At 44.4% G+C, this 20606-nt stretch carries 20 protein-coding genes; 13 read left to right on the top strand and 7 right to left on the bottom strand.

What is annotated here, in order from left to right:
• Positions 1–4: 4 nt before the first annotated feature.
• Complete coding sequence (locus tag BW716_RS28425; protein WP_083729393.1) at positions 5–1531, top strand: RagB/SusD family nutrient uptake outer membrane protein; 1527 nt, start codon at positions 5–7, stop codon at positions 1529–1531.
• A gap of 307 nt (positions 1532–1838) precedes the next feature.
• Complete coding sequence (locus BW716_RS28420; RefSeq protein ID WP_083729391.1) at positions 1839–2180, top strand: hypothetical protein; 342 nt, start codon at positions 1839–1841, stop codon at positions 2178–2180.
• A gap of 82 nt (positions 2181–2262) precedes the next feature.
• Here the strand turns inward: BW716_RS28420 and BW716_RS28415 are convergent, their stop codons facing one another.
• The 4 genes from BW716_RS28415 to BW716_RS28400 are packed head-to-tail and all read right to left on the bottom strand — an operon-like array spanning position 2263 to position 5821.
• The gene (locus BW716_RS28415; protein WP_083729389.1) at positions 2263–3672 is read right to left on the bottom strand and encodes a serine hydrolase; all 1410 of its coding nucleotides are present in this window, start codon (positions 3670–3672) and stop codon (positions 2263–2265) included.
• Between the two features lie 56 nt (positions 3673–3728).
• Positions 3729–4571 (bottom strand): oxidoreductase, encoded by an 843-nt coding sequence (locus tag BW716_RS28410; protein WP_083729387.1) that lies wholly within the window; start codon positions 4569–4571, stop codon positions 3729–3731.
• Between the two features lie 54 nt (positions 4572–4625).
• Positions 4626–5573 (bottom strand): AraC family transcriptional regulator, encoded by a 948-nt coding sequence (locus BW716_RS28405; protein ID WP_083729385.1) that lies wholly within the window; start codon positions 5571–5573, stop codon positions 4626–4628.
• Between the two features lie 17 nt (positions 5574–5590).
• A complete protein-coding gene (locus BW716_RS28400) occupies positions 5591–5821 on the bottom strand; it encodes a WGR domain-containing protein (RefSeq protein ID WP_083729383.1) in 231 nt (76 codons plus the stop codon).
• Positions 5822–5978: 157 nt separating this feature from the next.
• Between BW716_RS28400 and BW716_RS28395 the strand changes: the two genes are divergently transcribed.
• Entirely contained in the window at positions 5979–7796 is a 1818-nt protein-coding gene (locus tag BW716_RS28395; protein WP_143709085.1) for a hypothetical protein, read from the top strand.
• A 134-nt stretch (positions 7797–7930) separates the two neighbouring features.
• On the opposite strand, the gene BW716_RS28390 is transcribed toward BW716_RS28395, so the two are convergent.
• Entirely contained in the window at positions 7931–10243 is a 2313-nt protein-coding gene (locus BW716_RS28390) for an alpha-L-rhamnosidase C-terminal domain-containing protein (RefSeq protein WP_083729379.1), read from the bottom strand.
• Positions 10244–10467: 224 nt separating this feature from the next.
• Between BW716_RS28390 and BW716_RS28385 the strand changes: the two genes are divergently transcribed.
• The 9 genes from BW716_RS28385 (at position 10468) to BW716_RS28345 (ending at position 18380) form a co-directional block, all read left to right on the top strand.
• Entirely contained in the window at positions 10468–11262 is a 795-nt protein-coding gene (locus tag BW716_RS28385; protein ID WP_083729377.1) for a Cof-type HAD-IIB family hydrolase, read from the top strand.
• Positions 11263–11392: 130 nt separating this feature from the next.
• Entirely contained in the window at positions 11393–11557 is a 165-nt protein-coding gene (locus tag BW716_RS28380) for an SDR family oxidoreductase (RefSeq protein WP_083729375.1), read from the top strand.
• A 110-nt stretch (positions 11558–11667) separates the two neighbouring features.
• Positions 11668–12504, top strand: coding sequence for an AraC family transcriptional regulator (locus BW716_RS28375; RefSeq protein WP_083729373.1), 837 nt, complete (start codon positions 11668–11670; stop codon positions 12502–12504).
• A 78-nt stretch (positions 12505–12582) separates the two neighbouring features.
• Positions 12583–13647: an HlyD family secretion protein gene (locus BW716_RS28370; RefSeq protein WP_083729371.1), complete on the top strand. Its 1065-nt coding sequence runs from the start codon at positions 12583–12585 to the stop codon at positions 13645–13647.
• Between the two features lies 1 nt (position 13648).
• The gene (locus tag BW716_RS28365) at positions 13649–15190 is read left to right on the top strand and encodes a DHA2 family efflux MFS transporter permease subunit (RefSeq protein ID WP_083729369.1); all 1542 of its coding nucleotides are present in this window, start codon (positions 13649–13651) and stop codon (positions 15188–15190) included.
• Positions 15191–15205: 15 nt separating this feature from the next.
• A complete protein-coding gene (locus BW716_RS28360) occupies positions 15206–16504 on the top strand; it encodes a TolC family protein (protein ID WP_083729367.1) in 1299 nt (432 codons plus the stop codon).
• A gap of 3 nt (positions 16505–16507) precedes the next feature.
• A complete protein-coding gene (locus BW716_RS28355) occupies positions 16508–17200 on the top strand; it encodes a siderophore-interacting protein (protein ID WP_083729365.1) in 693 nt (230 codons plus the stop codon).
• Between the two features lie 91 nt (positions 17201–17291).
• Positions 17292–17564, top strand: coding sequence for an aldo/keto reductase (locus BW716_RS28350; RefSeq protein WP_235643965.1), 273 nt, complete (start codon positions 17292–17294; stop codon positions 17562–17564).
• A 9-nt stretch (positions 17565–17573) separates the two neighbouring features.
• Positions 17574–18380, top strand: a complete 807-nt coding sequence (locus tag BW716_RS28345; RefSeq protein ID WP_083729363.1) for an AraC family transcriptional regulator — start codon at positions 17574–17576, stop codon at positions 18378–18380.
• 44 nt (positions 18381–18424) lie between these two features.
• Here BW716_RS28345 and BW716_RS28340 read toward each other — a convergent pair whose 3' ends face one another.
• Complete coding sequence (locus BW716_RS28340; protein WP_083729361.1) at positions 18425–19219, bottom strand: HAD family hydrolase; 795 nt, start codon at positions 19217–19219, stop codon at positions 18425–18427.
• Between the two features lie 217 nt (positions 19220–19436).
• The gene (locus tag BW716_RS28330; protein WP_179091310.1) at positions 19437–19805 is read right to left on the bottom strand and encodes a response regulator transcription factor; all 369 of its coding nucleotides are present in this window, start codon (positions 19803–19805) and stop codon (positions 19437–19439) included.
• A gap of 138 nt (positions 19806–19943) precedes the next feature.
• On the opposite strand from BW716_RS28330, the gene BW716_RS28325 reads away from it, so the two are divergent.
• Complete coding sequence (locus tag BW716_RS28325) at positions 19944–20591, top strand: DUF1349 domain-containing protein (protein WP_083729357.1); 648 nt, start codon at positions 19944–19946, stop codon at positions 20589–20591.
• Positions 20592–20606: the final 15 nt, after the last annotated feature.

Raw genomic sequence — 20606 nt, 5'->3', positions numbered from 1 at the left:
CCACATGAGAAACATATTGATATTACTGGCGATATTCATCATTCCTTCCTGTAAGACCGACCTGGATTTACAACCTGTTTCGTCCGTAACGACAGATAACTTCTTCGCTAATTCAAATGACTTTATACAGGGGACGAACGCTATTTACAACGACCTGCTCAGGTATCCTGACAGACTATACAACCTGTCAGAAACCCGCTCTGACAACCTGTATGCCGTATCAGATGGCGGAGTAAGGGACTGGGAAGGCGTGAACGACTTTTACAATGACCTCTCCACCAATGCGTATATGTCTGAGGCATGGGTCACAAATTACAATGGTATTTTTCGGGCGAACCTCGTATTAGAGAACCTCGCTGACAGAGGCAACCTTGTTACAGACACCATTCTGCGCACCCGCCTGCAGGCAGAGGCAAAGTTTCTCCGTGCCTTCTTCTACTTTGACCTGGTGAGACTGTTTGGCAAGGTCCCTCTTATAGACAAAACCGTACTGGCCGCAGAAGCAGCCACAATAGGCAGAAGTCCGGTCTCCGACATCTATGACCTCATCATCAGTGATCTGAAATACGCCGCCGATCATTTACCATCTACGAATGGCACCACCTCTTCAGCAGATACATATGCTACGGCAGACAGGGGCCGGCCTACAAAATATGCAGCCAAAGGAATCTTAGCTCTCGTATACATGACCCGCTCCGCTCCTACCTATAGCATGGAAGGCCCGGGACTGGGACTGAATGAATGGCAGCAGGCAGCCGATCTGCTCAACGAAATCATCAATAGCGGGAACTATGCCTTCCTCTCTTCCTTCACCGATATCTTTTCGTATAGCAACGAATACAACAAAGAGGTCGTTTACAACATCGACTATACTTCCGGGGCCTCTCCCTCAGTCGGCGCCTCTTACCCCGGCATTTTAGTTCCTGATACCTATTTTTCGGCTATTTCAAAAAACACACAGGGAGGGCTCACCATTCGTCCGGTGTCAACAGACCTGCTGAATAGTTTTGAGGCAGGCGATATCCGGAAGACCTTTACCATCCAGACAGGATATACAAATACCAACGGACAGGTAGAGACCCGCTCCTTCCTGAAAAAGTATGTAGACATCACAAAGGTGCCTACAGTGACACAGGACTGGTCCATCAACTTTATCGTGCTACGGTATACGGATGTACTGCTGCTGAAGGCAGAATGTGTTTTACATGGCGCTTCGGGTTCACAGGGGGCAGATGTAGACGCGATCGTGAACCAGGTGAGGGTAAGAGCAGGGTTGACAGGCGATAAGGCAAATGTGACCCTCGCAGAACTGATGGAAGAAAGAAGAAAAGAGTTCGCCGCCGAAGGAACCAGGTGGCATGACCTCGTAAGAAGTGGGTTAATCATCTCGATAATTTCAGCCTGGATCACGTCCGAAGACGTCCAGAATAAGATTCAGACGTTCACACCGGACTACATTATTTATCCTGTTCCAAAATCACAGCTGGATATAGCACCAGGGCTGTATACACAGAACAATGGGTACAACTGACTATTAATGGAAAGTATCACCATGATTTGCAAACATACCATGGTGATACTTTCCATTTCAGTTTGTCATCCAAACAATTTCAAAACTATTTTTCATTACTACAGTACCTACAACATTGGAAATTATTCAAAAAAACGACCCTCCTTTTTTGGTCGGAGAAAAAAAGTTGCTTTTTTCTATCGTTATATTCAAAAGGAGTCCTAATTTTTCACCAGGAATTGAACGAAACGTTTCCCCAATTAACATTCTAAAGACTCATATTTCCTAACCAAAAACGTTATTGTTCAATTAAAACCAGATTCCTTCTATGAATCGAAAACGATCAAAACAGATCCACCTGGAGCAGCCCGAAATGGGAATTAAGAAAGCCGCAGCGAATGGCCTCTATCCGAATCCCTTTGCAGAGATGTTCTGGAAGGTGAATAACATTCCTGTCGAAGCGAGGGAATTAATCTGTAAACAATGTGATTGGAGTATTCCCACATTTTACAGAAAACTGAGAGCGGCGACCCGACCTCCGGAAGGAAACGATGGTAAGGTACGTGGCGTAAGCAGTGCGGAATTAGCCAGCATTAAAGCTATTTACGTGCAGGTTTTTGAAGACACATTAGCAAAGCTGAAAGCTACGGATACACGTCTTCCAAAATAAAGTACGCCTGTTTATCCTAACGTACCCCGCCGAGCTTTTTTTATAACGCTGCTGCTAAATGTGGCAGCAGCGTTATTTTTTCTTATTTTTTCAGGTTCTGTACGATCTGTGCACCTACAGCTTCCACACCATTGACTGAATTCACCAGTATCACCACAGCCGTATTGTTCGATGTATCAGCCAGCAAAAATGAGCGGTAACCACCTGTCGCACCATTGTGGAATAAGTAGTCATCCTGATGCTGGAAGCGTACCCACGCAAGACCGATCTTAGTAGCACCGTCATCATATGTCGCCTGATGTGCCAATGCACATGCCTGCTGCAAGGGGTCTTTACCCTGTTGTAACTGAAGGCTCGCATACTTCAACAGATCTGCTGCATCTGATTTAATGGCGCCGGCACTCTTCATCGCATTCAGATCCCACATAGCTACAGGACTCAAACCACCATCATATCCCTGGGCAATTTTGCCATACACGCTGATACCTGTATGTTTCAATCCCTGTGGACCTGTAATGTATTTTGACAGCAACGCTGCATAGTTCATTCCATAGATCCGCTCCAGTATCACACCCAGTAATCCAAATCCAAAGTTACTATAGGAATGTACTTTCCCCGGTGGGTTCTCTGGTGCTGCCGACTTCAGATAACTAAACAGGTGTGCCTGGTCATAGTTTTCATAAGGCTGTTCAGCTCTTGATGTAGATAGATTGGATGGCAGACTGGGAAATCCGGCTGTATGATTGGCCAGTTGTTTCAGGGTGATACCTTTCAATGCAGGATTCTTTGCAACAGAATCAGGAAGGAATTTAGTGATCGGCTGATCCAGGGTAACTTTTTTCTGGATGACAGCCAGCGCCAGCAAGGTACCGGTGAATGTTTTTGTAATAGAGCCGGTTTCATAAATGGTATGATTGTCCGGCAGCGTATCTGTGTTCAGTCTGACAGTACCATAGTTATAAAAATAGTCCTGCCCGTTATAGCGTACGCCAGCACTCAGGCCCACATTCCCGGCCAGGTTAATGTAGGGTCTTACGGCTGATTCAACGATACTATCCAGGTGGCTTTTTAACGGATTGTCAGAAAGGGCGGTAGTGGTTTTCTGCGGTAGATTCACCTTTACCGGCTGAAAAAAAAACGTTTCCAGTTTGCCCGAAACATCCAGCTTTGCATAGAGATTTAGCGGCATTACACCTTTCATCGTATAGATGTTCATTCCATCATGACTACCGGTATAAGTGATGTCCGAAAAAGGCAGGAAAGGCGAAAGGTTGCCTTTGTATACATTACGCCATGACTCAGGTGTAAATTGCTTCCTTGCGGCTTCACCCCAGTAGCCATAAGCACTGTCTGGTTTGGATTCATTCAGGTAGCGTATCATCAGTCTTGTGATACTGTCGGTTCGCTTTTCGGTTTGGGTTGTCTGGGCGGAAACGGACCGGGAGAACAACAGTAACAGTAACAGTAACAGGTAAAAAGGGGTGTGTCTCATAAAGCTAACTTAGTGCTTTTTATGAGAATATAAAAGGTCACACCCCTGGCTGTATATTAACTGAAGTCAGTCGATAAGGTCATGGCCTTATTCGCAGCAATACCTTCCTGCAATAGCTGTATTTTATAATTTGCGAACTGCAATGCATCAGAGCCCATCAACACACGCAATGGTGGTTCGATCATCTGACTCAGACTGATAATAGCTGCCGCTACCTTTTCAGGATCACCTACCTGTGTGCCGGGTACATCTTCCCTGTGCTTACGACGCTCTTCTTCCAGTGCTACATATGCAGCAATAGGATGTGCAGGATGTGCAATAGAGCCGCTGCTCAGGAAGTTCGTACGTACATATCCCGGCTCTGCAATGGTTACATGAATACCGAATGGCTTTACTTCCTGTGCCAGTGCTTCAGTAATTCCTTCCACGGCGAACTTGGTGCCGCAATATACGCCCCACCCCCCACCGGAGATCAAACCAAATACAGAAGACATATTGAAGATATGACCGGATTGTGCGGCCCGCATATGTGGCAATACTGCACGGGTGACATTTAAAAGCCCAAATACGTTTATATCGAAGCTGTTCCTGACTTCTGCGTCAGTTGTCTCTTCGATGCCGCCAATGAGGCCAAAACCTGCATTATTTACTAAATAATCGATGCCGCCGAATTGTGCGATTGCTTTATTGACCGCTTCCCCTACACTTTTTTCATCTACAAGATTGACCTGTAAAGGCAGGAATTGAGGAGTATCATTATCTACCGCCTTTCTGAGGGTGTCAGCATTGCGTGCAGTAGCGGCTACATTATATCCGGCTGCTAATAATTGCTTTGCCAGTATCAAGCCAATACCCTGTGATGCGCCGGTAATAAACCATGTTTTTCTTTGATTGCCCATTTGTTTAAAATTTTATGGTACAAAGGAACTAACATTGGTCCGGCCCGTATTTATTCAAATAACAGGGATAGTTGTGCGTTTCAAATTTTCCCTGAACTTAGAGGGGGAGAGCTGTTCTTTCTTATTAAATAACGCTGTAAAAGCAGCCTGCTCAGAAAAACCCAGTACATAACTAATGGCCCTGATATCCCAGTCGGTTTGCTTCAGCAATACCTTGGCTTCGTAGAGGAGTCTTTCCTGTATATGCTCTCTCACGGTTTTACCTGTCTGGTTCTTTACAAGGGTATTAAGGTAGTTGGGGTGCACATGAAGTTGTTCGGCAAACTCAGTCGCCGTTTTCATTTTCACCACATCGTCCGGATGCTGTACCTGGAAGGTGGCTTCCAACAGTGAGAGGAAACCATGGATATAACGATAGCTATCAGGCACCGCTTCATCAGCCAGGTTTTTCCCGGCACGCTGCGCCTCGAGCAGAATTAACTGTAAATGCAGGAAGATGGCTTGCTGCTTATCATCATTGTTACCCTCCTCTTCTTCCAATATCGCCTTGAAGTACTGGTCTGTCTTTTCAGACTGTGCCGGCAATAACTGCACGACTGCTTTCGCTGGCCGGAAGTAAGGATAATTTCTAAATAACTGCACCAGGTGACTGGCCCCTTCAAAGTAATCAGGGTGTATGAGGCAGAAATGTCCCTCCGTTTCTACTGATGTCGTTTGCCATGACATAATCTCATCCGGGTGAAGAAATGAAATATCGCCCGGGGTCATGAGATATTGATGTAAGCCTACTGTAAGTATGCCTGTACCGGCTGTAATATGGAATATTTTGTAAAACTGTCTACGGTTAGGAGAAATGTAATCCTTCACCGGGGCCGTCTTCCGGTCTTTGATTGTAAAGAGGCTTGCATCTACAGGATAATTTTCAACATTCAGAAATGGTTCTTTGAAATTTACCTGTGTGAAAGTTGTTAACTCTAAACGAGGAATATTCGTTTTTCCCATAAATACAAAGGTACAGGTTACAGCCTGTACTCATCTCCTAACCGGAAATAAAAAGCATCATCTTCTTTCTTCTCCTGGATCAACCGGTCGAATTCCTCGGCAGCCGTACAGGCATCCCTGAATACTTTTTCTGTCGCAACACCTTGTGTGCCTTTTTGTCCTGACCTTGTTCTCACTATTCTGTCCTCCAAAGTAATTTCTATAAAGCACGATACATGCTCTTCCTGAAATTCAAAATACTGCATCATTTTTACCCTCGCGATTTTATCTTCTTATATTATATTTATACCCACTTGTGTGTCCTCAAAAATAGTTATAGTGGGCAGCGAAAATGAAAATCTGGTATCTACAAATGCTCTACATGGGCTAAAAAATGCCAACTACAAACACCCTACAGAAAGACATATGTTGCAGTTAATCAATAAGATAACCATATCCATTATTGTTATCACCTTACAGGTGTTTTCATGCGCAGCCCGTACCCCCGCTGATTCTCTCAGTACAGTGTTAGCTCAAAAAAATATTACACCTGAACAAAAAGTGATCACCCTGGGCCTACTGGCAAGGGCTAAATCTATTACAGAAAATAAGCATGCGATAGACCTCGGACTACAGGCAGTGGCCCTGAGCCGTACCCTTCCTGATGCACAGTACACTTCGATTTCATATGCCATATTGGCACAGATCTATATCCAGGCAAATGACCTTTCGAAGTCTGCCATGGTAGTGGATAGTGCTGTGTACTATGCAGAAAAAACAGCAAGCCAACTGGCAAAAGGCATCGCCTGGTACCGTAAATCCTGGATGGAAGATATTAAAGGGAATACTAAAGAAGCACTACTCAGCGCCCAGCAGGCATTAAAATACCTGGAGAAAACGGGATCGGCCAATTATGAGGCGGCAGTATATTATGAAATTGCCAGCATCTATGCCAATCAGGAAGATAACCCCCTGCATAAGAAATATGCACAGCTGTCTCTACAGGCCTCATTGATAAGTAAGGACTACGATAATATCCTTCTTGCCTATCAGACATTGGGTACCTACTGGCAATATTATCACATGGCGCATACACAGGACAAAAACGCGCTGGACTCCGCTATATATTATAATAAGATCGCGCTCACTACTTATTTAAACAATAAAGACCGCATCATATTCCATAGCACCACGGCGATCATAGCGCTAAATCTGGCTGACCTCTATGCACAAAACTTCCCTGCTTCTTACAGAGATACAGTGTTTCATTACCTGGACTTTGCACAGAAGATCGGTTTTGAAACCCACCACCTGGAAGTGATTTCCAATTGCTATGGCATGAAAAGTGATTTTGAAGCTGCTGCCGGCCACTATGCGCAGGCAGAAGACCTGCTGCAAAAAGGACTGGCTGTTGTAAATAAAGACAGTACCAAAAACCTGGCGACGAAAATACAGTTCATGTCTGCCCTTTCATCCCTGGCAGAGAAACAGGGCAATTATAAAGAAGCCCTCCAATACCAACAGCAATTTGCAGTTTTGTATACTGAACTCTACAATGAAGAAAAGCTAAACATCACCAAAGAACTGGAAGCCAGATATCAGGCAGAGAAAACGGCGATTGCCCTCAAAAATCTGCAACAGACTGCCAGTCTGCACAAGACACTGGGCTATCTCTATATAGGACTGGCACTGGCATTGCTGACTGCCGCCATCTTCCTGTTCCGATCCTATCATTTCCGGCTCAAACAACTGGGCATGCATGCACGCCTGAAAGATGAAGCAGCCATGCGCCTCATTGCCGAACAACAACTCATGCAGGAAAGACAGGAGCGTATGCAAAAAGACCTGTTGGCAGGCACCCTACAGGTAGAACAGAAAAATGCGCTGGTGCAAACCTTACAAAAGAAAATTGCCGAGCATACCAACAATAAAACAGTGTTGACGCAGATCAACAGGATCATCGATCACGATAAACGACTGGATGATTCACTGGCAGAAGACAAAGCAGATTTTGACAATGTGAGCCAGGAAGTATTTGATAAACTGAAAGAGCGATCTGATAATACGCTTTCCAGGCTGGACCTGAAACATTGTGCTTACATCTACATAGGCCTTACCAACAAAGAAGTATCTCAGCGACTAGGTATTGCACCAAAGAGTATCCTGATGTCGCGGTATCGTATCAAATTAAAACTGGGCCTTGGCAAAGAAGAAGAACTGGATGAATACATCCGTTCTCTGTAAGAGCTACCAGGCAAAGTATACAACCTTTGCCTGGTAGCTTTGTTACTCAGGTGTTTGAAAGCATTTTACAATACGGGAATGAACGTTATCAGTACTGTTTGTCATCCTCTCGTATATATCTGCAAAATCATAAACTATGCCTGCAACCTGATTTTATTATTCCCGGCTTTGATGACATAGGACTTGCCTTTCCAGATGAATACACCAGCCGTATTGGCGGGCAATTGCACATCCAGGTTCCATTGGCCTGCTTTGTATACATAACTCACACTGATCTTACCAAAAGGATGCAGCATTTCGCCATTTACATCCTTCAGATTACCTAAGTGTGGTTCGATCTTTATTTTGCTAAAACCCGGCGCGTCGCTGTCTATGCCGAGTACAGTCCTGAAAAATTCAATATTAGGACTACTTCCCCATGCATGACAGTCAGAACGGGAATACCCTACATCAGAATATTCTGCCCAGGTAGTCAATCCCATAGCAATATTCTCTTTCCAGATACCCAGCCAGTTGATATAATCATCTCCCATACCCGCCTTTACCAGCGCCTGATGCAGGTAGTATTTAAAGTAGATAGAGCACTGAGTGAGCGTAGCATCACTCAGTAGCTTTCTGCTGAGTACAGGCAGATCCGCTTTATTTACAAGACCCGTCAGAATAGCCAATGAATTAGCGTGTTGAGAAAAATGATCCTTCTCTTTTGTATCCGCAAAAATACCTTTACCTGCATCCCAATATTTCTGTTTGATGGTCTTTGTTAACTGTGCTGCTTTTTGATTGTACAATGCGATATTGGTAGGTGTAGTTTCCATTTGTGCCGCCCATTGATACGCCCATAATAATTGCATATCTACAATAGCAGAACTGCCATCGCTACCTTTGGGAGGCGCCCCTCCATTCCAGTCTTTTCCAGAGGCCCAGTCTACAAAGTTCCAATAAGGAGTATTGGCGAGAGAGCCGTCTGCCAGTTGATATTTGCTGAAGAAGTCCAGGATACCTCTTACACCCGGCAGCTTATCTTTAATAAAATCATTATCATGTCTGTACATGAAGAAATCATGGAGCATGCCAATATACCATAACGAAAAAGTTGAAATAACCTGTGTGGTATGGGTGGGATAACGGCTAAGCGTCACCCCTTCGGGCAACCGGGATTGATCCATCAGATCGAGGGCATGACGGGCCAATCTGTCATCACCACTATAGTAATAAGAGATCATAGCCTGAATACGGGTATCTCCGATGTATTGTAACTGCTCGTAGAAAGGGCAGTCTGTATACGTTTCGAAGGCATTGAGCCGGGCTGTACGCCAGCCAATGTCTAGAATTTTTGGAATAACAGTATCTTCTGATTTAAAGAGAGCTGTTTGTTTGAATGGATACCCCGTGAAGGTACCATACAGACTATCGATCACTATAGGCGCATCTTTGGTATGTACAGATAGCCGGATGTACCGGAAAGTACGGAAATTAAAAGGCGTAAAAGTCTGGCCTTTACCGCCATTACTGGTCAGACTGTCTTTGACACCGAAAAAGTCTTTCCCTTCTACATCATTTCTATTGCTTTTGTGGGAACCATAAGGCTCCTGATGATCATAAAGCGCTTCGGCATAACTAAGAGAGATACCGGCATCTTTACCGCCACTGAAACAGATGGTAGGATATGCATTGGTTTCGTAGGTCTGATCGAGTAAGATAGTGGTCTCCGTATTGGCAGGAATAGTGGCCGGCAGAGCGGCTCCTTTGCGGATAACGGTGACAGGCTGGTAAGTCAGTTCCCTTGCCGGGATGGTACTGGGTACAAGCATGTAGCCAAAACCATCCCCAGCTCCTTTTAACTGGCCCTGGAATAAGTTGCCAGCCGGCGGCCAGCCACTGTCATCAAAGTCTTTTGCCTGCCAGTTGGGGATAGTTTTATTCATATCGACAATTTCACCATTGGTAGCGGCAAAGAAGCCCCATAGTGGCGAGAATGCCTTGTCCTGCACACATTTCCAGGTGTCGTTGGTATTTATGATGTCTTCAGCAGGTGTATTCCCCTGTATAATAAATGCGGTTCTTAAAGTCATTTGCCATTCCGGGCGGAACTCGGCTTCGTTCCAGACGATGGCGGCAATGCTGTTTTTACCTTTGGTAAGGTAAGGCGCCAGATCGATGGTTTCATAGTTCCAGTTGTAAAAATCCCCTTTGGCAGGACCGATGGATACGAGTTGGCCATTTACGTACAACTTGTACCTATTATCGGCGGAAGCGTGAATAATGAAACTTTGCGGCCTTTCAGACAGATCAATAGACCTTCTGAAGTAACAAACGCCATAGCTTTTGCCATTATCAAATGGTGCTTTCAGCCCTATCCACTGGGAGTTCCAGGAACGGGTATGCTGACCAAAACAGAGCTGACTGCATAGTACAGTAAGGGAGAATAAGGTATAAAGTAACTTCATAACGTGAATTTGCTGAATCAATTTAGCAAAAAATTATTTAGTGGGTGTCCTGGTCTTTCATAGAGCTTCCTGGAGCACTCGCCCCTGATCGTCAACAGGGCTCCCCAGTACCCCCTGGCGTCTTTTCCTGGCCTGACATTGGACTACCCTCTTTTTTTCACTTTGGACTATCAGAATGAAAGACTATTTATCTAATTTTGCCGATTCAACCTGAAACAAGGCTCATGGATAATGCTACAACTGTTAAAGCCGTTTTTTTTGATATTGATGGTACACTCGTCAGTTTCAAAACGAAAACCATTCCGGATTCTACCACACGTGCACTTGCGCACCTGCGGGAAAAAGGGATCAGGGTTTTTATAGCCACCGGCCGCTCTATCAATGCCATCAGCCATATTCAACACCTGGAATTTGACGGTTATATCACATTTAACGGAGGTTGTTGTGTAGCAAGAGACAAAAGCGTCCTGTTCAAACAAACACTGGATCCGCAGGATATTCAGCAATTACTGAACTATACCAGCAAGCAGCCACTGAATTTTTCACTGATGTATGAAGATTGCCACTTTGTCAATGAGGCAACACCTGAGATTATCAATATGTACGCTTACCTGAACCTGCCCGTACCTCCGCTGGTAGACCGTAACAATCCGGATATCGCCAATATCCTGCAGGCGAACATCTTACTGAATCCTGAAGATGAACTTGATTTCATGAGCAATATCATGCCCAATAGCATCGCTACCAGATGGGCACCACACTCTGCCGATATCAATCCTAAAGGGATCAGTAAAAAAGTAGGTATCGAAGTCTTTTGTCAGCACTTCGGGTTTCATATATCAGAGACCATGGCCTTTGGAGATGGCGGGAATGATATCGAAATGTTAAAACATACAGGTATCGGCATTGCTATGGGAAATGCTACGGATGATGTAAAAGCAATTGCAGATTATGTGACGGACGATATCGACAATGATGGTATCTGGAATGCGTTAGTGTATTTCAAAATGACTTCCTGATCCGCCAGTTCGTTAAATAGGTTAACGGCGTCTCCCCTACCAATGTTTTAAACCTGTTAAAAAACAAAGTTCCCGACATCCCCACCTGCTTACCAGGCGCTTCCGCTGTCCAGTCCTGTGAAGGCTGATTATGCACCAGAGCCAATTAGCTTCTTACAAAAAATGGAATGCGCTTGGCCGTGCAGGTCTTGCTGCAGAAATTGCCGGTACAGCGCTGTTTCTGGCATCCAGGGATGCAGGCTATATCAATGGCCAATCTATCTCTGTAGTTGGTGGAAGTTTAGGGTTACAATAGTATAAGAAAAGCTACCGGCTCCTTATACTATTGTATCTCCCGTGAATAGTCCATACTTACCCCGGATTTGTCTATATCTAAATATACCAGGTCAATGTAGCTTTATCATCATGAAACAGAAACCAGCCATACCTGTATATCACTTCCTTGAAAGAGCGAATAAAACCTTTGAGATGTCATCACTCTCCGATTTGAACCACATCACTCACTGGAACCAGGCCCATCGTGACGATAACTATCTGCTATATTTTCAGCTGGAAGGCAATACCAAATTGAAAGTTGATTTTCAGGAAATCAATATTCAGGACTGTGCAATCTATTGCCTGATGCCGGGACAAGTACATTATGGTCTCTCTATGATGAACGCCACTGCATGGGTACTGGCCATGGATTCCGTTCGCATCAGTGAAAATCACCGGGCCATACTGACTGAATTTGCCATCCGGAATCAAGCAGTCGCACTACATCCTTCAAAAGGAAAATTACTCAGAGACAGTCTGCTACTGCTGGGAAAATTGAGCGATGAATATCCTGAAGATACCGCTATGCTGGAAGTCTGTATCGGTCAGTTTGTAGCCGCCTGCCAAAGTGATCATCTTTTCTCTGAACAGGCGGCCCTTCGCCCCCTGCTCATTACCAGACAGTTCAGAAGTCTGTTGATGGTAAGCTACCGGGAAATGAAAGGCCCCTCTGAATACGCATCTGCGCTCAACATCTCCCCTTCTTACCTCAATGAAGCAGTAAAAGATACCACTGGTCATCCTGTGAGTTACTGGATTCATCAGGAAATCATGCTGGAAGCAAAACGCATGCTCTTCTATACCAACAGCACCGTGAAAGAGATTTCCCATCTGCTCGGTTATACAGATACCTTTTATTTTACCCGGCTATTTACAAAGACCGCCGGTATGCCACCCCTTCAATTTCGCATCAGTTCCCGCAAATAGTCCAGACATTCCCTGCATTGGTTCATTGTTTCGCCCTCACTTCCTTCCGTCCTTTGTGTTGATAAATCAAGACAAAAAATGGAAAAAAAGAATAGGACCAAATGGGTCATCGGAGCGTCGGTTGCACTCCTCGCCCTTGGCTATGGCATCAATGCATATATCGCTGGCAAAGCTTATGAAACCACCGACAACGCGCAGTTGGATGGCGATCTCTTACCTGTCAGAGCAGGTATCACAGGCTACATTGCTGATATCCGTTTCAGAGATAACCAGGAAGTAAAAAAAGGGGATACCCTGATCGTATTCGGGACCGCTGAGTTAAAAGCAGATACCAGCCGTATTGCCGCTGAACTGGAAAATGCCAGACTGAATGTCGCCGTTTCGCAAGGCATGGCCGCCGCAAGTCTCCAAAATGCAAATGCAGCGATGTTTGAATCGCAGTCTGATACACAGGGTATAGAATCTGCAAAAGCCACTTACGACAAAGCCGTTACGGACTTTAATCGCGCCAGGCAACTGCTGGCTATTAAAGCTATTACCCAAACTGATTATGAACACTACTCCACACAGGTAGATGTGACCAAAGCGGCTTACCTCAAAGCTAAAGCGATGGAACAGTCTTCTGCAAGTAACAGCGTTAGCCTGAAAACCCGTGCTTTGACGGAAGAGAAACAGGTATCTCTCGCACAAAATGTCATCCTTCAGAAACAGGCAGCACTGGACGCTGCAAAGGAACGTCTTCGTCATGCTTACGTAATCGCGCCATTCGATGGCATCGTTACCAAACGCAATGTGCAGACGGGACAGTTTATTAATGCAGGACAGGCGCTCTGCGCTGTTATCAATCACAGGGAATTCTGGGTCACTGCCAATTTCAAGGAAACACAGATGAGCAGGATTAAAGCCGGGCAGCCAGTCAGCATTTCTGTAGATGCCTATGAAGAAATTAAATTAACAGGCACGATAGATTCCTATGGCGGTGCCACAGGTGCGCGCTTTGCACTGGTACCACCTGATAATGCTACGGGCAATTTTATCAAAATCGCCCAGCGGTTTCCTATACGGATCAAACTGGATCCGCAAACTGTAAAGGAACAATTGTATCCAGGCCTTAGTGTTTTCGTAAAAGTTAAAGTAAACTGATATGACTGCGGAAACTCAATATCCTACCGGCACGGCGAAGTGGATACTCGTATTAACCTGTGTTGCCTGTGCAGTGATGGAACTGATCGATAGCACCATTGTGAATGTGTCGCTCAGGGAAATCAGCGGAAATATCGGCGCCAGTGTCACTGAAATTGGCTGGGTCTCTACCGCTTACGGTATTGGAAACGTGATCGTCATTCCACTCTCCGGAATGCTGGCGAACCTGATTGGTCGCAGGTTGTATTTCACCAGTTCTGTAGTAGTTTTCACATTAACCTCATTGCTGTGTGGCCTATCATCCAACCTGTGGATCTTAGTGCTGTGGCGGTTCATTCAGGGCGTGGCCGGCGGTGGATTGTTATCAACAGCAATGTCTATCGTGCTAGGTGCATTTCCTCCTGAACAGGCAAAAACCGGCTTTCTCACCTTTGCACTCGGCATCATGATAGGGCCCATTTTTGGTCCAGTGCTGGGAGGTTATATTACCGATACACTTTCATGGCACTGGATCTTCTTTGTGAATGTACCCCTGGGTATGATTGGCGCCTTACTGTCCTGGAAGTATATCACCGACCTGCCCGACGCTGTCCGGCCTCCGAAGATCGACTGGGCAGGCATTGCCTTTATAGCCATGGCATTAGGTTCCCTGCAGTATGTCCTAGAAGAAGGTTCTATTCACGACTGGTTCGATAGTGCAGAAATACGCATCTTCTTTGCCATCTCTATCTGCTCATTCATCGCCTTTGTATGGAGAGAACTCACTACTGATCATCCAGCAGTGGAACTACGCTTATACTCGAACTTCAATCTGGTACTTGGCAATGTGATCGGTATGATGTATGGCATTATGGCGAATGGTACCCTTTTCATTTTTCCACTCCTTGCCCAGGTATCACTTGGATGGACAGCTACGCAAACTGGCGCCTTCCTGATCTCTGGCGGAATAGTGGGCGCTGTCGGGATGATTGCAGGTAAGAAATTACTGGTCAATGTAAGTCCGAAAATCCAGATGATTGCAGGCCTAATCATAGTGATCATTTCCCTGTTGCCCATGGCCTTAATTTCTCCTGATGCTTCCAAAGATGACTTTTTCTGGCCGTTCATCATCCGCAATATCGGAGTGGCTTTGGTAGCACCTAATATGATCGGTATTGCTGTAGGCACACTCCGTGGTAAAGACCTGGCACAGGCAACCGGCCTGTCAACAATGACACGGCAACTGGGTGGCGCCATCGGTGTGGCGCTCATCAGTATATACACGACAAGGAACAGTGCATTTGTACGAAGTAACCTTGTCGCACATATTTCGGAGTACAATACCGCCACACAGGAAAGAACAGCATTGCTAACACAAAACTTTATCAGTGCAGGTTATGCCAGTGACGAAGCCAGGACTGCCGCATACCAGATGCTGGATCACAGCATCATCAGTCAACAAACACTGCTCAGTTATAATCATGGCTTTATCACCTTCGCATTTCTCTTTGCGCTTTGCATCCCGGTCATCATGCTGATCAAAACGACCAAAAGTGCACACTAATTAACAATCACAACGATGAAAAAGAATTTTCTCCTAATAATACTCCTGACAACGGCGGCGATTAGCTATGCACAGACAACCCTTTCGCGTAGTGAAGCGATTCAACTCGGGCTAAAAAACAGGTTTGACGTTCAGGCGATTCAATATGATGTAGCCATCGCAGCCAGTAAGGTAAAACAAACCACCAACGAGTGGTTACCAACACTTAGTGGTGACGGACACATAAAGTATAGCCCGCAATTACAGAATACCGTTATTCCAGGCGGGATACTACCAGGATACGATGAAACAACACTATTACCACTCATGGTTAAAAATGAAACAGTCTTCGGATTAAATCTAATCCAACCACTGTTCAATCCAATTTTAAAAACCGACACCAAACTGGCAAAAACTGCACTCGCCCTACAGGAAGAAAAGAACCACGCCGCGCAGATAGATATCATGCTGCAGATAAGCCGGGCTTACCTTGACGTTCAACTAAAAGGTTTACAAAAACGCATAGCCGCAGATATCGCGGAACGCAATCATGAATATGAAATGATTGCAACGGGGATGTATAATAATGGTACGCTGATTGAAAACTATTATCTCCGGGCCATACTGGATCGCGAGAATGCTGACCAGCTGAGCAAACAGGCAGATCAGAATTATGAACTGAGTGTAATGAACCTTCGCTACCAATTGAATGTACCAGCTGAGACGACTCTCCTGCTCAGCGATTCACTGGATGCCATCACCCTTGCCTATGATAAAACAAATGGCGAGCGAACAGAAATCAAACAACTAGCCTTGCAACAGGAAGAAAATAAAATCAATCTGCAAAAATATAAACAGGAGCTGCTTCCTACCTTATCGATAAGCGCAAATTATTCCCAGCTTTTCCTCTCGGATAAATTCAATTACGGTACTGGCAGGTGGTGGAGTCCCTTTAGCTATGTTACCCTCAATTTGCACATTCCTATTTCCGCCCATGTTAAAAATAAAGCCGTCTTAACTGAATACAGGCAAAAGATCAGTCAACACGAACTACTGCTACAACAGCGGGAAGCAGATATCAATTACGAAGTACAACAGGCTCGTACCTTACTGGCCAATGCCCTGCTGAACCAAAAAAATGCGAAGAATAGCTATGAATTATCAAAGACCATCTTTCACAATCAACAGGAGCAATACCGCCTTGGGGCCTTTGACTACAGTGCACTATTAGACACAGAGAAAAGCCTTAGCACTACCGAACGAAACTATATTCAAAGCGCATATGAATTAATGCTGGCACAGATCCAGTTACAAAAAGCAACAAATAATTTTTGAGTTATGCCAAATGTACCTAAATGGGTAGCCGACCAAATGGAAAACCTGCTACCTTCAAAATTTATGAATATCGAAGTGGGCGATATTTCCCAATACAGTAGGGAAATTAAAGTGATCACCTTTCACACAGATCTTTCTAAAATTGATTACTTTCCGGGTAGTGCTATTAATTTCCGGGTGAGTGATACGGAAATAAGACACTACACACCTGTTGATTTCAACAAGACAAACGGCACCTTTGATATCTACTTTCATATTCATGGTAATGGCCCGGGTAGTCATCTGGCAGATCAGCTTACACCCGGCGATCATCTGAAAGTATCAGTTCCTGGCGGCAGGAAAATATATGATCCAGGTAAACATACTCACTTCTTTTTTGGAGATGAAACAAGTCTTGGATTCTATATCAGCCTGCTCGGGGAGATCAATAAAAACAATGGTAAGGCATTCGGCATATTTGAGTTGAATGAGCCAGATCTTCCTACTCCCTATAATATCAGAATTGTTCCCAAAACGCCGGATGCAGCGCTGGCAGAATTGGACAAGTACATAAATGAGTACAGGGAAGCCATATTCTACCTTACAGGTAATGTAGCTTCTGTACAGCAGTTTAGAACTGCTTTAAAAAAGCATGATGTCAGTTCCAGGAATATCAAATTACAAGGGTATTGGGCAGAAGGAAGTGTGGGGCTGTAAAATGAGCCATTCAGTCAAGTTTTTTGAGCCATCAGGGAAATATACCATCCCACATTACCACCGAGCTTTGTACCATCAAAAAACGAAAACAATGAACCAAATAGCTTTAGGTAATAATGGCCCGCTGGTATCAAAACTGGGACTTGGCTGTATGCGTATGTCAACAGCCTGGGGCGGCACAAACGACGAACATGAAAGCATTGCTACCATCCAACAGGCACTCGACAGCGGCATCAACTTCCTGAATACCGGCGATTTCTACGGCCATGGCGCCAACGAACTACTGGTAGGCAAAGCCATCAAAGGCAGAAGAGACGATGCCTTTGTCAGCCGGCGGCACCTATCTGCAACGATAATTTTGTAATTTCATGCCATGCTGAACCCGATCGAAATAATTCCTGGTGTTATCTTTTACTCTCACCTTACAGCTTCACGAAAGGAAGTAGCAGCATTCCTGGGGCATAGTACGCTTATCCTGATGGTAAACGGACAATTGACATTTGAAACATCCAGCCAGAAAACGACCCTTCAAAAAGGCGATATATTGCTGGTAGGCAAGAACCAATTGGCACAACTCAGGAAAACCCCTTCAGACGAAGGCAGCTATGAAACAATCGTCATCATCCTGCAGGAAGAGCTACTGAGAAAAATCGCATTGGAAGAACAAATAGAAATCACTGAAAAATACACCGGTCCGGTAAATATGCTGATTCCTTCAAATGATTTTATGCGGGGGTATTTTCAATCCGTAATACCATACGTACGTCATCAGGATGAAAAGATAAACAATGCCATGGGCATGATAAAAGTAAGAGAAGGTGTGCAATTGTTATTGCATACCCTCCCTTCATTACGAAATCTATTATTTGATTTTTCGATACATCATAAGATCGATCTAAGAAAATTCATGCTTAGCAATTATCATATCAATGTACCCATAGAAAAATTTGCACAGTTAACAGGAAGAAGTCTGGCGGCATTTAAACGTGATTTCAACAAAGTATTTGATGCAGCTCCCCGGCATTGGCTCCTTGAAAAACGACTCACCGAAGCACGCCATCTCATAGAGAAAAAGCATAAAAAGCCATCCGCCATCTACCTCGATTTAGGCTTTGAAAGCCTTTCTCATTTCTCCCGCACCTTCAAGAAGATGTTTGGCAAAGCCCCCTCTGAAATATGAAATATTGTATTTTCGCAGTATGAATAAGCAGGGTTAACTAACGCCTACTCATCATTGAGACACAATGCCTCTATCACATCCAATACCCCCTCCTCATTATTATCCTTCTCTGTTACAAAATTAGCCACCTCCAGGATCTTTGGATATGCATTCTTCATCGCATAACTATATTTGGCCGCCTTCATCATTTCATAATCATTCATAAAGTCGCCAAATACCAGCGTTTCATCAGGAGTGATCCCATTCACCTGCTGTAACATCTGCACAGCTTCGCCCTTATTGGCATCCATACGTGTCACATCAACCCAGAGAGTTCCACCCAATGCGACTTTCAACCTATCAGCAAATTGTACATAATGAGGATAGCTGTTTTGATCGGCACCTTTTAAATCGAGTACAGACATCTTCAATATTGGCTCTTCCACCTTTGTCAGGTCTTCCACAATTTTGATATTCTTCTGGTAGATCAGTACTTTTTCCAGCAATACTTTATCCTCGCTTTCCAGGAACCAATAATCCTTTCCGCAAAGCACAGGATAGGTATTGGCAATACCACGCGATGTATTCACTAATGCAGCTAATTCAGAATGCGGCAATGGCTTCGCCATAATCTCCCTTTTATCATGCATGATAAAACTACCATTGTCTGAAACAGCATAAACATGCGCCATCAAAGGAGGAAAATTTTCAGTAATACTGAAATGTGGTCTACCAGTGGCAATGCCGAGCTTGATTCCTTTCTTAAACAGGCGGTTGGCTATATCCCAAAAGCGTTTAGGTACTTCATGCTGATCATTTAACAAAGTACCATCCAGATCTGTAACTACTAACTTAATCATGTTGCAAAGTTACTATCTATTATTGGGAAATCGGGTTTAACGAAAGGCGTGATCGAAAAATGATAGCCTATCATTTTGAATTTAGTCAAGCTGGCCCCTGCGCGGGAGATTCGGGTGATTTTTATAAGAAAAGAATTGTAGAAAGAACAGGCGCTACAGGTAAAATAAGATCAGTATATTTCCGGGACCCGGACGATAATTTACTGGAAGTAAGTAACTATTTCAGCAATCCCATATGAGAGCAGGTTTTAATAGCCTCCGAAGTATTTGCTACGCTTAACTTATTTAATATATTCTGCCGGTGCCTGCGTACTGTATATACAGAAAGATTTAAGAGGCTGGCAATCTTACTGCTGTCAAGCCCTCCCGCAATATGATTAATCACTTCCACCTCCCGGCGGGTCAGGATCTGCTTTCCGAATTGTTTATAACGCTCAAATTTGATGATCTCCCCCGTTTCACTGTTTATTACCCTGCCATCAATATCAGGTGAAGGGCTTGAAGAGGTGGCAGGAGAATACAGACATAGCGCCAGCCACACACTGCCATCCTGGAAACTACGCAGGTAAATGGTACGGTGTGTCACATAGATATATATTCCCTTATCATTTTGAATCCTCAACCTGCAATGTGTACTATAGGCAGGTCAATTTTCCGGCGCCATGGCCTTTTGCAGCTGGAAATAACTCAGTTCCAGGATATGTCGTTCTAAGATATCATCCGGATGTATTTTATCAAACACCCCTTCTTCAAAAGCAGAATTGATAGTACTATAGCCTGCCGGCAAAGAGAACATCCTGCCAAAGACGCTGACTCACTCGCATTAGTAAAGGACTCAGGGAAAATTGAATTCCGGGTAGGCGAAAAAAAAGATTACTTCAATGACCCTGACGGAAAATTGTCTGATAACACCGCCCCCCTACTGCTTTCACAGGTTGATAATACCAAACCTTTTACATTAACTGTCAAAGTTACACCTAATTTTACCCAAACAGGTACTTATAATGCCGGTGTTTTGTATATTTACGTCAATGATAGTCTCTATCAAAAACAATGTTTTGAACAGGACGAACGTGGAAAGCACCGTGTGGTCACTGTAAGAACAAAAGGCACTTCCGACGATAATAACCATGACATCGTGGAACAGGGCTTCGTTTACATGAAAATATCATCTGATACCAAAACGGTGGCCAGCTATTATTCCCTGGATAACCAAAACTGGCAGATGGTACGATTGTATAAAAACGATTACCCGCAAACGATATGGGTGGGCATTAGCACACAATGTCCTATCGATACAGGTACCACAAGCAATTTTGAAGACATCAGGCTCGATCAGCACAGTGTAAGCGATTTTAGAATGGGAAACTAAATTACAGGTCAATAA

Origin of the sequence: [Flexibacter] sp. ATCC 35208, assembly GCF_001975825.1 — a bacterium.
Lineage (GTDB): Bacteria > Bacteroidota > Bacteroidia > Chitinophagales > Chitinophagaceae > Chitinophaga.
Note: the sequence above shows the minus strand (reverse complement) of the source record. Positions and strands in the feature narration are given on the sequence as shown.